Annotated in this window: 11 protein-coding genes; 4 read left to right on the forward strand and 7 right to left on the reverse strand. The window is 64.1% G+C overall.

Annotated elements, in window-relative coordinates; genetic code table 11:
* Window positions 1-315: 315 nt before the first annotated feature.
* From JWV26_RS16410 to JWV26_RS16420, 3 genes are all read left to right on the forward strand, one after another.
* Window positions 316-2112 carry a DUF1302 domain-containing protein gene (locus tag JWV26_RS16410; protein ID WP_072422894.1) on the forward strand — a complete coding sequence of 599 codons (1797 nt, stop codon included), beginning with the start codon at window positions 316-318 and terminating at the stop codon, window positions 2110-2112.
* 27 nt (window positions 2113-2139) lie between these two features.
* Window positions 2140-3507 (forward strand): DUF1329 domain-containing protein, encoded by a 1368-nt coding sequence (locus JWV26_RS16415; protein ID WP_072423740.1) that lies wholly within the window; start codon window positions 2140-2142, stop codon window positions 3505-3507.
* A 170-nt stretch (window positions 3508-3677) separates the two neighbouring features.
* Window positions 3678-6284, forward strand: coding sequence for a LuxR C-terminal-related transcriptional regulator (locus JWV26_RS16420; RefSeq protein WP_206417350.1), 2607 nt, complete (start codon window positions 3678-3680; stop codon window positions 6282-6284).
* A 288-nt stretch (window positions 6285-6572) separates the two neighbouring features.
* Here the strand turns inward: JWV26_RS16420 and JWV26_RS16425 are convergent, their stop codons facing one another.
* The 4 genes from JWV26_RS16425 to JWV26_RS16440 all read right to left on the reverse strand — a co-directional run bounded on the left by JWV26_RS16425 (window position 6573) and on the right by JWV26_RS16440 (window position 10814).
* Window positions 6573-7916, reverse strand: coding sequence for a short-chain fatty acid transporter (locus JWV26_RS16425; RefSeq protein WP_074913357.1), 1344 nt, complete (start codon window positions 7914-7916; stop codon window positions 6573-6575).
* A gap of 221 nt (window positions 7917-8137) precedes the next feature.
* The gene (locus JWV26_RS16430; protein WP_206417351.1) at window positions 8138-9316 is read right to left on the reverse strand and encodes an acetyl-CoA C-acetyltransferase; all 1179 of its coding nucleotides are present in this window, start codon (window positions 9314-9316) and stop codon (window positions 8138-8140) included.
* A 130-nt stretch (window positions 9317-9446) separates the two neighbouring features.
* On the reverse strand, window positions 9447-10103 hold the full coding sequence (locus JWV26_RS16435; protein ID WP_100548368.1) for a CoA transferase subunit B: 657 nt from the start codon (window positions 10101-10103) through the stop codon (window positions 9447-9449).
* Window positions 10104-10115: 12 nt separating this feature from the next.
* On the reverse strand, window positions 10116-10814 hold the full coding sequence (locus JWV26_RS16440) for a CoA transferase subunit A (protein WP_206417352.1): 699 nt from the start codon (window positions 10812-10814) through the stop codon (window positions 10116-10118).
* Window positions 10815-10937: 123 nt separating this feature from the next.
* Between JWV26_RS16440 and JWV26_RS16445 the strand changes: the two genes are divergently transcribed.
* On the forward strand, window positions 10938-11822 hold the full coding sequence (locus JWV26_RS16445; protein WP_196456813.1) for a LysR family transcriptional regulator: 885 nt from the start codon (window positions 10938-10940) through the stop codon (window positions 11820-11822).
* 51 nt (window positions 11823-11873) lie between these two features.
* On the opposite strand, the gene JWV26_RS16450 is transcribed toward JWV26_RS16445, so the two are convergent.
* The 3 genes from JWV26_RS16450 to JWV26_RS16460 form a co-directional block, all read right to left on the reverse strand.
* Window positions 11874-12467, reverse strand: coding sequence for a nucleotidyltransferase family protein (locus JWV26_RS16450; RefSeq protein WP_206417353.1), 594 nt, complete (start codon window positions 12465-12467; stop codon window positions 11874-11876).
* A gap of 2 nt (window positions 12468-12469) precedes the next feature.
* Complete coding sequence (locus JWV26_RS16455) at window positions 12470-14668, reverse strand: OsmC domain/YcaO domain-containing protein (protein WP_206417354.1); 2199 nt, start codon at window positions 14666-14668, stop codon at window positions 12470-12472.
* Window positions 14669-14797: 129 nt separating this feature from the next.
* Window positions 14798-15730: a LysR family transcriptional regulator gene (locus JWV26_RS16460; protein WP_021488248.1), complete on the reverse strand. Its 933-nt coding sequence runs from the start codon at window positions 15728-15730 to the stop codon at window positions 14798-14800.
* Window positions 15731-15910: the final 180 nt, after the last annotated feature.

Here is a 15910-nt window from a genome sequence, read left to right on the forward strand (position 1 = left end):
GGCGCTCCGGGCGGCTTTCGTTACGGCCCTGCCTGGTGGCGGAGCTGTCCGGGCTTCGCGGCCCTTGTTCGCGGTGGTGCGCCGCTCCTACAGTTCAGAGCCGTGGCGCATTGGGCAGCACGGTCTGCCGATAAAAAGTTCCCCACCTTCCTGATACCCCGTCATTCAGCAGGCTGAGTGGCGCGGCCTGCGCCCCGCGCCAGGGCGCCATTCATCCTTTCGGGCGACAGATGAAATCCCTCCTTGGTGCGCTTATCCGAGGTGTGGTCGCTGCGTAGGGTTCCCTGCAGTTGCACCCCACTTCAGGAGACCCGCATGACAAGAACAACAGGGCCCGGACTATTCCAGCCGCACACCTTGGCTTTGGCCGTCGCCGTCGGTTTTGTCGCACCGGCACAGGCCGTCAACTTCAATATCGGTGAGATCGAAGGGCAGTTCGACAGCTCGCTGTCGGTCGGCGCCAGCTGGTCGATGCGCAGTCCGGATCGCGATCTGATCGGCCCCAACAACGGCGGCCAGGGCCAGGCGCAGACTGGTGACGATGGGCGCTTGAATTTCAAGAAGGGCGAGACCTTCTCGAAGATCTTCAAGGGCATCCACGATCTCGAGCTGAAGTACCGTGATACCGGCGTGTTCGTGCGCGGCAAGTACTGGTACGACTTCGAACTCAAGGATGAAAGCCGCCTGTTCAAGGATATCGACGACAGCAATCGCAAGGAGGGCGCCAAGTCTTCGGGGGCGGAAATTCTCGATGCCTTCCTCTACCACAACTACGCCATTGGCGATCTGCCTGGCACGGTGCGGGTCGGCAAGCAGGTGGTGAGCTGGGGCGAGAGCACCTTCATCGGCAACAGCATCAACGCTATCAACCCGATCGACGTGGCCGCCTTCCGCCGCCCAGGTGCGGAGATCAAGGAGGGTCTGATTCCGGTGAACATGCTCTACCTGTCGCAGAGCCTGACCGATCAGTTGAGCATGGAGGCCTTCTACCAGTTGGAGTGGGACCAGACCATCATCGACAACTGCGGCACCTTCTTCTCCACCGCCGATGTGGCCGCCGATGGCTGCGACAACGGCTACCACATCGGCTCGCCGGCCATCGCGCCGCTGCAGCCGATTGCCGCCGCGTTCGGGCAGGGCTTTCGCGTCGACAGCGAAGGGGTGATCCTGCCGCGTGCCGGTGATCGTGATGCGCGTGATAGCGGCCAGTGGGGCCTGGCCCTGCGCTGGCTCGGTGACGAGACCGAGTACGGCGCCTACTTCATGAACTACCACAGCCGCACGCCCATCGTCAGCACGCAGAACGCCGGGCAGGCGACGCTGGATTCGTTGTTGGGGATCATCACGGCGGCAAATGCTATTGCACCTGGCAGTGGCCAGGGCCTGGCGCAGAGCGTGATGCTCGGCAATGGCCGCTATTACCTGGAGTATCCGGAGGACATCCGTCTCTACGGCCTGAGCTTCTCCACCACGCTGCCCACCGGCACGGCCTGGGCGGGCGAGATCAGCTACCGGCCGAACCTGCCGCTGCAGATCAACACCACCGACATGACCCTGAGTTTGCTCAACCCGATCACCAATGGAGCAACTGCCCCTGTCGTGGCCGGCCCAGGGCAGGACAACGTCGGCTACCGGCGCAAGGAAGTCACCCAGGTACAGACCACCTTCACCCATTTCTTCGATCAGGTGATGGGCGCCGGGCGCTTCACCCTGGTGGGCGAAATCGGCATGGCCCATGTCGGTGGGCTGGAGAGCCGTGAAGACCTGCGCTACGGCCGTGATTCGCTGTTCGGTGCCTACGGATTTCGTGGCGACACTCACGGCTTCGTCACCAGCACCTCCTGGGGCTACCGGGTGCGCGGTATCTGGGAGTACAGCAACGTGTTCGCCGGGGTGAACCTCAAGCCGAACGTCTCCTGGTCGCATGACGTCGACGGCTATGGCCCCAACGGCCTTTTCAACGAGGGTGCCAAGGCGGTGAGTTTCGGGGTCGATGCCGACTACCGCAACACCTATACAGCCAGCCTCTCGTACACCGACTTCTTCGGTGGCGAGTACAACACCGCGGTCGACCGCGACTTCCTGGCGCTCAGCTTCGGCGTGAGCTTCTAGGCCAACAGGATCAGTTGAGGAATGCAGATGAATACAACCCTGAAGATGCTCGGCGCGCTGTCCCTGAGCCTGCTGGCCAGCGGTGTGCTGGCCGCGGTCAGCGAGCAGGAAGCAGCCAAGCTCGGTACCAGTTTGACCCCGCTGGGCGGCGAGATGGCCGGCAACGCAGCTGGCACCATCCCCGCCTGGACGGGCGGTCTGGCCAGCAATGCCGGGCAGGTCGATGCACGCGGTTTTCTCAGTGACCCTTTCGCTGGCGAGCAGCCGCTGTTCACCATCACCGCGCAGAACCTGGAGCAGTACCGCGACCAGTTGTCGGCCGGGCAACTGGCGATGTTCGCGCGCTATCCGGAAAGCTATCGCATGCCGGTGTACCCGACGCACCGCAGCACGGTGGTGCCGGATGCGATCAACGCTGCGGCCAAAACCAGCGCGCTGAAGACCGGCCTGCGTGATGGCGGCAACGGTCTGACCGGCTTCACCGACAGCCGCTATTACGCCTTCCCGATTCCGCAGAACGGCCTTGAGGTGGTGTGGAACCACATCACCCGTTACCGCGGTGGCAACCTCAAGCGCAGCATCGTGCAGGCCTCGCCGCAGACCAACGGCTCCTACACCCTGGTGAACTTCGAGGATGAAGTGGCCTTCCCGGACAACATCCCAGATATCGATCCGGCCAAGGCGGAAAACGCACTGCTGTTCTTCAAGCAGCGAGTCACCGCGCCGGCGCGTCTGGCCGGCAACGTGCTGCTGGTGCACGACTCGCTCGACCAGGTGGCCGAGCCGCGCATGGCCTGGCTGTACAACGCCGGTCAGCGTCGCGTACGGCGTGCGCCGCAGGTGGCCTATGATGGCCCGGGCACCGCGTCGGACGGTCTGCGTACTTCGGACAACTTCGACATGTTCAACGGCGCCCCGGATCGCTACGACTGGAAGCTGGTGGGCAAGCGCGAGCTGTTCATCCCCTACAACAACTACCGCCTGGCGCTGCCGAGCGTGAAGTACGCCGACATCCTCAAGGCCGGGCACATCAACCAGGACCTGACCCGCTACGAGCTGCACCGTGTGTGGGAAGTGGAGGCGACGCTGAAGTCCGGTGAGCGCAATATCTACGCCAAGCGCCGCTTCTATGTCGACGAGGACTCCTGGCAGATCGCCCTGTCCGAGCACTATGACGGTCGCGGCCAGCTCTGGCGTGTCGGCGAGGCCATGCTGCTGCAGCACTACGCGCAGAAGATCCCGGTCTACGCCCTGGAAGCACTGTACGACGTCATCGCCGGTCGCTACGTCGCCGTCGGCATGGCCAACGAGGAGAAGATGTCGATCCAGTACGGTACCCAGGCCTCGGCCAAGGACTTCACTCCGGCAGCCCTGCGTAACGCCGGCGTGCGCTGAGCACTAAGCAACTCGAAGCAAGCCGGTGTCGCCTTGTGCGCCGCCGGCTTTTTTCTGTGCGCCTCTTTCACGTGAATCTCGCGCCATAAGCGCCAAGGGGTGGTCGCACGCGGTAAGCGGGGTACCATCGTCTGGTGGTTCAACAATGACAAGCAGAGAGAACCGCTGCCATGCCTACCCTTGCCATCGCCCGTCCGAGTGCGTTGCAGGTGCAACCTGCCGATCTACCACGACTGCCACCCTGTGTGGTTTCCCGTCCAGCCCTGCTGCAGCGCCTGCTCGCCAGCGAGTCGCGACTGCGCTTGCTGTGCGCGCCTGCCGGTACCGGCAAGAGTGTGCTGCTCGGCCAGTGTGCACGCCACACACCAGCCGCCGTCGAGCGTGTATGGCTCGATCTCGGTGGCCGCAGCCTGACGCCGACGCAGCTGTGCAAGCGACTGGCCGCAGCCATGCAGTTGCCGTTCGACGATGGCGGTGAAGCGGGGCTGATCGATCGGCTGCATGAGCGCGCGGGGCGCTTGTGGATCTTTATCGACGACTACCCGCGACAGATTGACGATGAGCTCGATGCCTGCCTCGACCGGTTGTTCGCTGCGGCGCCGCAGCAGGTTACCTGGTGGGTCGCCAGTCGCCGCACACCGGCCTGGAACCTGCCGCGTCTGTTGCTGCAGGGCGATTTGCTGGAGCTCAAGGGCGAAGAGCTGGCGCTGGATGACGCGGCACTGAATGAACTGTTGGCGGCGCTGCAGGTGACGCTGGCGCAAGACGTGCGGCAGGCTCTGCTGGACAGCAGCGAAGGCTGGCTGGCGGCGATTCGTCTGCTGCTGCTCGACGTCGACGAGGATGCGCTACGTCAGCGTTTGCAGGCTGGTTGCCCGCTGCTGCGCGATTACGTACAGCGCGAGGTGCTGGCCGATCTGGACGAAGAGCTGCGCAGCGATCTGCATGCACTGGCCTTGTTGCCGCGTTTTTCCCGGTCGCTCTGCGAGCATCTGCTGGAGGGCCCAGGCAGTGAGCTGCTCGGCGAACTGCAACGACGACAGCTGTTCGTGCGCAGTCTCGACAGCAGCGGCACCTGGTTCCGCCTGTGGCGACCGCTGGCCGAGGTATTGCGTCTTCTGCCGGGTGCGCCGGCGCCGGCCCCGATCCATGTGCGCGCCTGCCAGTGGTTCGCTCAGCACGGCGATATTCGCGAGGCCGTCGAACACGCCCTGCTGGCAGGGCAGGTCGAGGTCGCGGTCAACTACCTGCAACGGTTCAGCCAGGAGCAATTGCTGCAGGGGCACTCTGTCGCGCAGTTCCTGCAATGGCGCGAAGAACTGCCGGCCTGGCTGTTTGCCAGCTCGCCGCGGTTGATCGTGCTGCAGGCCTGGGCCCTGATTATCTGTGCCCGTTTCGATGAAGCGGCCGACTGCATCCAGGGCTTGGCGCATTTCATGCCGCAACCGGATGAGCGCCGCCAGCGCAAACTGATCGCCCATTGGCAGGCATTGACGGGCGTGTTGGCGCGCCAGTGCGGGCGCCGCGATGCCCGGATGCACTGCGAACAGGCCCTGCAGATGCTGGACGAGGGCAGCTGGTCGCAGCGCGTGCTCTGTTATCAGGCGCTGGCCCAGCAGCATATGGCCGAACATGCGCTGGACCAGGCCAAGCAGGCGCTGGATCAGGGCCTGCGCCTGGCGCGGCTCAATGGCAGCCTGATTTTCGAGGCTTTGCTCAATACCGATCACTGCCTGCTGCTGCAGATGCGTGGCGAGGCCGGGCGCGCCGCGGAACTCGCCGAACAGTCCCTGGCGCTGCTAAGCGAACGCTTCAACCATAGCCCGGTGGTCGCTCGCCTGTTATTGGTGCGGGCCAGCCTGCTGGCCCGCCAGGGCCTCGACGATGCTGCGCAGCAGGCATATCGCCTGGGGCTGCAGGAGGCCGAGCACTGCGAGGATGCCTACATCATTTCCGGCTACCTCGGCATGCTGGAACTGGCGGAAAGCCGTGGCGATCTGGACGAGGCGCATCAGTGGTTGCAGCGGGCCGAGCGGACGATGCAGTGGTCGCATGTGCCGGAGGTGCGTTACCGCTGTGTGCTGCAGTTACAGGCCGGCCGCCTGCTGCTGCGTCAGGGGCAGACCGGGCGTGCGCGTGAGCTGTTCGCCCAGACCCTGCAGCAGTTGCAGCAACGCCAGCAACTGGCGCCTTCCGAGTTCTACGATCTGTTGCCGCGCTTGCGTCGCTACCTGGCGCTGAGCGACCTGTTGCTCGGCCACCACGCTGCCGCTGAGCATGCTCTGCGCCTGCTGCTGGAGGAATGCCAGCTCGCCGGGCATCGCAGCCTGGCCTGCGAATGTCGAGTCAGTCTGGCCGAAGCGCTGCTCATGCAGGACGAGGTGGAGCAGGCAGATAACCTGTTGCAGCAGGCGCTTGGTGAGGCGCGACAGCTGCGCCTGCTGCGGCCATTGCAGGAGCTGCAACAGCGTCAGGCGCAGTGGCTCGAGCGCCTGTTGCCGAGTGAGGCTGGGCAGAGCCTGCATCAGCGCCTGTTCGATCCGGCGCCGCGCTTGGATGAGCCGGCCAGTGCCGGTACTGCGCTACTCAGCTCGAGGGAGCTGGCGGTGCTGCAGTTGATCGCGCAGGGTTGTTCCAATCAGGAAATCGCCGATCGTCTGTTCATCTCGCTGCACACGGTCAAGACCCATGCGCGGCGGATCAACGTCAAACTCGGCGTGCAAAGACGCACCCAGGCGGTGGCCATGGCCAAGGCGCAGGGGCTGATGGGGGATTGAGTTAGGCACAGCTTGCTGCGCGTCGGCGCTGCTGCGTTAGAAGCAAGCTCGCAATGCTCATGTACAAAAGTACAGTCGCCCGCGACTCCGACCGTTGCTCGCCTCCTTCTGCCTTGCATCGCTCTAGCTCGCGAGGCTTCACAGGGAGTTGATCGCGAGAGGGTAAAAAGGTGAACGTTCGGCCAGTAGGGTGGGCCGGGCGGCGATCCGCTTTAGCCCACCTGGGTTAGTCAGCGTGGGTTGAAGCGGATCCCCGCCCAGCCCACCCTGCAAGGCCTCGCTGCCTGGTCAGCCGAGGAAGTAGAACGCGCCGCAGATCACCACGCCCGAGTACAGCAGCATGATCAGGCAGTAGCCCATGATGTCGCGTGCGCCGAGGCCGACGATACCCAGCAGCGGCAGTGCCCAGAACGGCTGGATCATGTTGGTCCAGGCGTCGCCCCAGGCAATCGCCATGGCGGTAACGGTCGGCGAGACGCCCAGTGCCTGAGCAGCCGGCAGCATGATCGGGCCTTGCACGGCCCACTGGCCACCACCGGACGGCACGAAGACGTTGACCACACCAGCGCTGAGGAAGGCCAGCAGCGGGAAGGTGTCAGCCGAGGACCAGGAGATGAACGCTTCGGTGATCTGCCTGCCAAGGGAGATGCCGTCGGCGTTGGCGCCCATCATCATGCCCATGATCCCGGCGTAGAAGGGGAACAGCAGGACGATGCCGCCGATGCCGCGCACGCTCTCGTCCACCGCGCGCATGTAGCGCTCCGGGGTGCCGTGCATCAGCAGACCGCTGAACAGGAAGATGGCGATGACCACGTCGAGGCCAAGCACGAAGCCCTTGGTGGCGAAGTGGTTGAACAGGTAGATACCGGCCATGGCCACCAGTGCCAGACCGAGGATACGGCTGTCGTCCAGGCGCTGCGCCGGGGTTTCACGAGCCGGCAGCTCTGCACGCGATTCCACCAGTTTGGCCGGGTCGGCGACCTTGGCGCCCTGACGCGGGTGCATGGCGCGGTTGAGCAGCGGCAGGCCGATGAACAGCAGGGCCACGATGGTCAGGTTCAACGGGCTGAACAGGGTCTCGGTGATGCTCACCGGATCGGTCAGCACGCCTGCAGTGATGCGCGCTAGATCCGGGCCTCCGGTGGCCATGGACAGCGGAATCGAGCCGGCCAGACCGCCGTGCCAGACCAGGAAGCCCGAGTAGGCCGAGGCCACCAGCAGCGGGTAGTCGACGCCATCGACCTTGCGTGCCAGGGCGCGGGCGAACACCGCGCCGATCACCAGGCCGAAGCCCCAGTTGACCCAGCAACCGACCAGCGCCACCAGGGTGACCATGATGATCGCCTGACCGGGTGTGCGTGCCAGTCCGGCCAGACGGTCGAGTTGGCGATTGATGATCGGTGCGCTGGCCAGGGCGTGGCCGGTGACGAAGATCAGCGACATCTGCATGGCGAAGCCGAGCAGCGTCCAGAAACCGCCGCTCCAGTGCTGCACCATGGCCGGTAGCGATTGGCCGGTAGAGAAGATACCAGCCAGTAGAACTCCCAGGGTCAGGAGCGCAGAGAACACGAACGGTGAGGGCAGGTACTTCTGTACCAGGCTCACGCTCATGCGGGTGAGGGTGTTGAACATGGGGTGATGCCTCTTTCTTATGGTTGTGTAAGGGCTTTAACCAGGCATTCGAGGTTGGTTACGCCTCTGATTTGCACTGGATACTACAAAGCCCGGCCGAGGCCGAGCTGGTTGGTGTAGCCCGGAGGTAATCCGGGCTACGGTGATTCAGCTTGTAGGGTGGATGTCGCTTCTTACATCCAGCACAGCGGTGAAGCGCAATCCACCTGACGTGATCCTCATTAGCGCTCGATGGCCAGTGCCACGCCCTGGCCACCGCCAATGCACAGAGTCGCCAGGCCTTTCTTCGCGTCGCGACGGATCATCTCGTGAAGCAGGGTCACCAGCACGCGGCAGCCCGAGGCGCCGATGGGGTGGCCGAGGGCGATGGCGCCGCCATTGACGTTGACCTTGTCTGCATCCCAGCCCAACTCCTGGCCGACCGACAGCGCCTGGGCCGCGAAGGCCTCGTTGGCCTCGATCAGGTCCAGATCGGCCAGGCTCCAGCCGGCCTTGTCCAGGCAACGGCGGGTGGCGGAAACCGGGGCGATGCCCATGATCGCCGGGTCGACACCGGCGTTGGCATAGCCTTTGATCTTCGCCAGCACGGGCAGACCCAACGCCTGCGCCTTGGCTGCGCTCATCAGCAGCACGGCAGCGGCGCCGTCGTTGAGGCTGGAGGCGTTGCCGGCGGTAACGCTGCCATCCTTCTTGAATGCGGGTTTGAGCTTGGCCAGGGATTCGGCGGTGGTGCCGGCACGCGGCTGCTCGTCACGGGCGAAGGCGTCGGGGTCGCCTTTGCGCTGCGGGATCAGCACTGGAGTGATCTCGGCGTCGAAGCGACCGGCTTCGATGGCAGCCACGGCCTTCTGCTGCGACTCGGCGGCGAAGGCGTCCTGGGCTTCGCGGCTGATGCCGTATTTCTCCACCAGGTTCTCGGCAGTGATGCCCATGTGGTAGTCGTTGAAGGCGTCCCACAGGCCGTCGACGATCATGCTGTCGAGCATCTGTGCATGACCCATGCGCAGGCCGGTGCGCGCCTTGGGCAGCACGTAGGGGGCCAGGCTCATGTTCTCCATGCCGCCGGCGATGATGACCTCGGCGTCGCCGCAGCGAATGGCCTGGGCAGCCAGGTGCAGGGCCTTGAGGCCCGAGCCGCAGACCTTGTTCAGGGTCATGGCCGGTACGGCATGGGGCAGGCCGGCGCGGATGGCGGCCTGGCGTGCGGGGTTCTGGCCGGAGCCTGCGGTAAGTACCTGGCCGAGGATGACTTCATCGACCTGGGCCGCGTCGAGGCCGGTCTGTTCCAGCAGGCGCTTGATGACGATGGCGCCGAGTTCCGGCGCGGGAATATCGGCCAGGCTGCCCTGGAAGCTGCCGATGGCGGTGCGGGTTGCGGCAACGATGACGACGTCTTGCATGGGGAATCCTCTTGGCGCGGTAGAGCGGAAAAAGCTTCGCGGATGAATCCGCTCCTACAGTGTGTAGGACATAGCTAAAAAACGTTCCGTAGGCGCCGTGCGTGGTGGCGCCTACAGAACGGTAGACAACTTAGAAGCTCATTTCCGGTACGTGTTCGGGAACGATCAGCTTGCCGGCGGTCTTGGCGACGATTTCCTCGACGCTGACGCCCGGTGCGCGCTCGCGCAGGATGAAGGCGTTGTCTTCGATCTCCAGGTAGGCCAGGTCGGTCAGCACCTTGCGAATGCAGCCACAGCCGGTCAGCGGCAGGCTGCAATGCTCCAACAGCTTGGATTCGCCGTCCTTGGAGGCATGGGTCATGGTGACGATGATGTTATCGGCGCCGGCCACCAGGTCCATGGCGCCGCCCATGCCCTTGACCAGCTTGCCGGGGATCATCCACGAGGCGATGTTGCCGCGCACGTCCACCTCGAAGGCGCCGAGCACGGTCAGGTCGACATGGCCGCCACGGATCATGGCGAAGGATTGCGACGAGTCGAAGATCGCCGCGCCCTTGATCGCGGTGACCGTCTGCTTGCCGGCGTTGATCATGTCGGCGTCCACTTCGTCTTCGGTGGGGAAGGCGCCCATGCCGAGCAGGCCGTTCTCCGACTGCAGCATCACCTGCATGCCTTCGGGCACGTAGTTGGCCACCAGGGTAGGGATGCCGATGCCGAGGTTGACGTAGAAACCGTCCTGCAGTTCGCGGGCCACGCGCTGGGCCATTTGTTCACGGGTCAGTGCCATGCTGGTCTCTCCTCAGGCGCGCAGGGTGCGTTTTTCGATGCGTTTCTCGAAGCTGCCGCAGATCAGCCGGTCGACGTAGATACCGGGCGTGTGAATCTGCGTGGGGTCGAGTTCACCGGGCTCGACGATCTCCTCGACCTCGACCACGGTGATGCGCCCGGCAGTGGCGACCACCGGGTTGAAGTTCTGCGCGGTGTGGCGGTAGACCACGTTGCCGAAATGGTCGGCCTTCCAGCCTTTTACGATGGCGAAGTCGCCGGTGATGGCCGGTTCGAGGATGTAGTGGCGGCCGTTGATCTCGCGCGCCTCCTTGCCTTCGGCAACCGGGGTGCCGTAGCCGGTGGCGGTGAAGAAGGCAGGGATACCGGCGCCGCCGGCGCGCAGCTTCTCGGCCAGGGTGCCTTGCGGGGTGAGTTCGACTTCCAGTTCGCCGGAGAGCAGTTGCTGCTCGAACAGGGCGTTTTCGCCGACGTAGGAGGCGATCATCTTGCGGATCTGCCGGTCCTCCAGTAGCACGCCGAGGCCGAAACCGTCGACGCCGCAATTGTTGGACACCACGGTGAGGTCGCGCACGCCACGGCGGCGGATCTCTGCAATCAGATTCTCGGGGATGCCGCACAGGCCGAAACCGCCGGCCAGTACGGTCATGCCGTCCTGCAGGCCGTGCAGGGCTTCTTCATAGCTGCCGACGCGTTTGTCGAGTCCGCTCATTCGAGGCTGCCTCTCTTTTGTCGTTATGGGGCAGGAGCACTGCCAGGCTGCGGTCAAGCTTCAGTGCTGCGAGCTTATTTGTTAAGTTTGTTTTTCCTCTTGATTGATCAGGTAAATAAATCAATGACCGTCAAGCAGCTACGCGCCTTTCTCGCCGTGGCACAGAGCCTGAGCTTCGCCCAGGCCTGCGAGCGCCTGCACCTGTCGCAGCCGGCACTGAGCCTGGCGATCAAGAACCTGGAGCAATCGCTTGGCGGCCAGTTACTGGTGCGCACCACCCGCAGCGTGGCGCTGACGCCCGAGGGCGAGACGCTGCTGCCGATTGCCGTGCGCTTGCTGGCCGACTGGGACAACGCCGAGGACCTGCTGCGCCAGCACTTCACTTTGCAGATGGGCAAGGTGGCGGTAGCGGCCATGCCGTCGTTCGCCGGCAACCGCCTGCCGGCGGCGCTACGCGCCTTTCGTGACGCCTACCCACGGGTCAACGTGGCGGTGCACGACGTGATCAACGAACAGGTGATGGAGATGGTGCGCGACGGTCGCGTCGAGCTGGGCATCGCCTTCGAGCCGGCGACCCTCGATGGCCTGCAGTTCACCCCGCTGTACGAGGACCGTTTCGTTGCCGTGGTGCCGGCAGCCAGCAATCTTGCCGACCACGAAGCGCTGACCTGGGCACAGTTGCTGGAGCAGCCCTTCATCACCCTGCAACGCCCCTCGGCGGTACGCCTGCTGCTGGAAGACAGCGTCACCGCGCGTCACGGCAAGCTGCCGGTGGCGTTCGAGAGCCACCAGTTGGTGACGGTCGGGCGTATGGTTGCCGAAGGCCTTGGCGTCAGCGCCGTACCGCAACTGTGCCGGCAGCAGATGGAAGAGCTCGGCGCGTGCTGCCTGCCGCTCAGCGAGCCACAGGTATCGCGTCGTGTCGGCCTGCTGCATCAGGCCGGGCATCAACTTTCCAGCGCGGCGCAGGCGTTGAGTGAGGTGCTGCTGCATCAGGCTGGGCAGTAGGGCGGGTGAAACCCGCCGCCTGCGTTGTGGCGAGTGAACCCCTTGGAGGACCTAGAGCTGAGACAGGTCTGCCGGGGTGTCTATGTCCTGCAGTACGCCAGGGTCGTCCAGTTCCACGATGCGCACGGCGTTGGGGTTCTGCTGCAGCACCGGTCTGGCGCCGACATCGCCGCTCAGCGTAGCGAGCTGCGGCCAGAAATCGCGGCCGAACAGCACCGGATGGCCGCGTTTGCCCCGATAGCTGGGCAGTACGATGTTGTTCGCGCTGGAGTGGGCGATCAGGGTTTCCAGGCTGTCCCGATGAATCGCCGGCATATCGGCGAGAAAGATCGCCACGGCATCAGCGTTGGATTCAGCCAGTAGACGCTCAGCGCCAGCGGCGAGGCTGTGGCCCATACCCTGGGCGCTCGCCGCGTTTTGTACGACTCGTACGCCAGTTGGCAGGTCCATTCCCGTTGGCGCTTCGTCCGGGCGCAGCATCAGCCAGACCTCTTCGAGCATCGAGCAGGGCAGGGTCAGGCTGGCCGCCAGTAGCGAGCGGCCGTCGGCCAGTGTCGCACGCCGCTTGTCGCCGCCGAAGCGGCGGCTGTAGCCGGCGGCTAGCATCAGCGCGGCGACTCTTTGAGTTAGGCGCTCGCTGGCCATGCTCAGCCGGCCAGCCCCGCGGCCCTGGCGCGGGCCGCGTGCAGCTTCTTGTAGCTGTCGATCAGGCGCAGGTGCTTGTCCAGCCCTTCCAGCTTCATGCTGGTCGGCGTCAGGCCGTGGAAGCGCACGCTGCCGTTTACTGAGCCGATCACCGCGTCCATGCGCTCGTTGCCGAACATGCGCCGCAGGTTGTGTTCGTAGTCGGTCAGCTCCAGCTCATCGTCCAGCTGGATTTCCAGCACGGCGTTGACCGCCTGGTAGAACAGGCCGCGTTCGACGGTGTTGTCGTTGTACTGCAGGAAGGCCTCGACCAGCTCCTTGGCGTCGTCGTATTTCTTCAGCGCCAGGTTGATCAACAGCTTCAGCTCGAGGATGGTCAGTTGGCCCCACACCGTGTTGTCGTCGAACTCGATGCCGATCAGCGTGGTGATGTCGGTGTAGTCGTCGACCTCGGTGTTGTTGAGGTTGCGCAGCAGCGACTTCAGTTCGCGGTCGCTCAGGGCGTGCAGGTTGAGGATGTCCTTGCGGAACAGCAGCGCCTTGTTGGTGTTGTCCCAGATCAGATCCTCGACCGGGTAGATCTCCGAATAACCCGGCACCAGGATGCGGCAGGCGTTGGCGCCGAGGTCGTCATAGGTGGCCACGTAGACTTCCTTGCCCATGTCCTCGAGGATGCCGAACAGGGTTGCGGCTTCCTGCTCGTTGGAGTCGCTGCCCTCGCCGGAGAAATCCCACTCGACGAAGTCGAAATCCGGCGTGGCGCCGAAGAAGCGCCAGGACACCACGCCGCTGGAGTCGATGAAGTGCTCGACGAAGTTGTTCGGCTCGGTCAGCGCCAGGCTGTCGAAGGTCGGCTGCGGCAGGTCGTTGAGCCCTTCGAAGCTGCGGCCCTGGAGCAGTTCGGTGAGGCTGCGCTCCAGCGCCACTTCCAGGCTCGGGTGCGCGCCGAAGGAGGCGAACACGCCGCCGGTGCGCGGGTTCATCAGGGTCACGCACATCACCGGGAATTCGCCACCGAGCGAGGCATCCTTGACCAGTACCGGAAAGCCTTGCTCCTCCAGACCCTGGATGCCGGCGACGATGGTCGGGTACTTGGCCAGCACGTCCTGCGGCACGTCCGGCAGGCACAGCTCGTTCTCCAGAATCTCGCGCTTGACCGCCCGCTCGAAGATTTCCGACAGGCATTGCACCTGGGCTTCAGCCAGGGTATTGCCAGCGCTCATGCCGTTGGACAGGTACAGGTTCTCGATCAGGTTGGACGGGAAATACACCGTCTGGCCATCGCTCTGGCGCACGAAGGGCAGGGAGCAGATGCCGCGCGCGGTGTTGCCCGAGTTGGTGTCGAACAGGTGCGAGGCGCGCAGCTCGCCGTCCGGATCGAAGATGGCCCGGCAGTGCTCATCGAGGATCTCCTCGGGCAGCGCGTCCTTCGGGCCTGGCTTGAACCAGCGCTCGTTGGGGTAGTGGACGAACTCGGCGCTGGCGATGTCCTCGCCCCAGAATTGATCGTTGTAGAAGAAGTTGCAGTTCAGCCGCTCGATGAACTCGCCCAGGGCCGAGGCCAGGGCGCTTTCCTTGCTCGCACCCTTGCCGTTGGTGAAGCACAGGTTCGACTGCGCATCGCGAATGTGCAGCGACCAGATGTTGGGCACGATGTTGCGCCAGGAGGCGATCTCGATCTTCATCCCCAGCTCGGCGAGGATGCCCGACATGTTGGCGATGGTCTGCTCCAGCGGCAGGTCCTTGCCCGGGATGTAGGTGGTGGTGTCACTCACCGGCATCAGCAGCGCCTGGGCATCGGCGTCGAGGTTTTTCACTTCCTCGATGATGAACTCGGGGCCCTGCTGCACCACCTTCTTCACCGTGCAGCGGTCGATGGAGCGCAGGATGCCCTGGCGATCCTTCTCGGAGATGTCCGCTGGCAGCTCGACCTGGATCTTGAAGATCTGCGCGTAGCGGTTCTCCGGATCGACGATGTTGTTCTGCGACAGGCGGATGTTCTCGGTGGGAATGTCGCGGGTCTGGCAGTACAGCTTGACGAAGTACGCCGCGCACAGCGCCGAGGAGGCCAGGAAATAGTCGAACGGCCCCGGCGCCGAGCCGTCGCCCTTGTAGCGGATCGGCTGATCGGCGATCACCGTGAAGTCATCGAACTTGGCTTCGAGGCGAAGGTTGTCGAGAAAGTTGACCTTGATTTCCATGGGGCAATACCAGCGAGCGAAACAAAATGGCCGCCATTATCCGGGTTTTCGGCGGCCTGTCTTGCTCGCTGGTTGCTGATGAAAGCGCGTCGGACCGGCGGCCTCCATGGCGCCGGCCCTGGCGATAGCTCAGCTTTCGAGTTCGGCGGGATTGCTGGTGCCAATGGAGGTGTAGCTCGGCCATTGCCGCAACAGGGTTTCGACGAACTGTTCGGCCGCCGGCGACAGTGAAGAGCCGCGACGGCGCACCAGACCCAGGGTACGGCTGATCACCGGATCGACCAGCGGGCGACTGACCAGGATCGGATGATCCTCGGCCGGCATCGCCAGGCTGGGGAGGGCGGCGATGCCCAGGCCGGCCTCGACCATGCCGAGTGAGGTGGACAGGTGTTGCACCTCGTAGAACCAGCTTGGGCGCCAGTCGAGATGGGCCAGGCCGTGATCGAGCAGCACGCGGTTGCCACTGAGGCGGCCGACGCCGATCAGGCGGTAGTCGCTGAGCTCGCGCCAGGCCACTTCCGGCTGCTTGGCCAGGGGATGATCGCGCCGGCAGGCGAGTACGAAGGGTTCGTTGACCAGCGGGGTGAAGTCGATTTCTGCGCTCTGCCCGCTCTGCATGTTGATGCCGAAATCCGCCTCGCCGCGAATCACTGCTTCCAGCCCTTCATGGGCGCTGAGGTCGAGGATACGGATGCGGATCTTCGGGTACTGCAGGTTGAAGGCGCGGATCACCGTCGGCAGAAAGTAGAAGGCTGCGGTCGGGATGCAGGCGAGGGTGACCTGGCCGGACTGGCGCTCGGCCAGCTCGCGGATGCCGAGGATAGAACGCTCGAAATCGTCCAGCAGGCGCTGCGCCTTGGGCAGAAAATCCCGGCCCACGGCGGTCAGGCTGACGCGGCGCGTGGTGCGGTCCAGCAACTGGATACCGAGGCTTTCTTCCAGCTTCTGCATGCGTCGGGTCAGCGCCGGCTGCGACAGATGGATGGCGTTGGCGGCCTCGTGAAAGTTGCCGAATTCGGCAATTTTCACGAAAGCGCGGATGTCTTGCAGTTCGTAATTCATGCGCTTGGGTTATCAGTCGTGCGTATTTTTGTTTGAAAGTTAGCAATGAACCCTAGTCTTTCGGTTCAGCACTGGCAAGCGAGGAAATACACACACGCATTAATGCGTAAAATGGAATAAATATCGAAATATATGCATTTTACAGAATAAATATCCGCTCCTCATAATCGACGCAAAGCA

The sequence above is a fragment of the Ectopseudomonas toyotomiensis genome (assembly GCF_017167985.1).
Taxonomy (GTDB): Bacteria; Pseudomonadota; Gammaproteobacteria; order Pseudomonadales; family Pseudomonadaceae; genus Aquipseudomonas; species Aquipseudomonas toyotomiensis.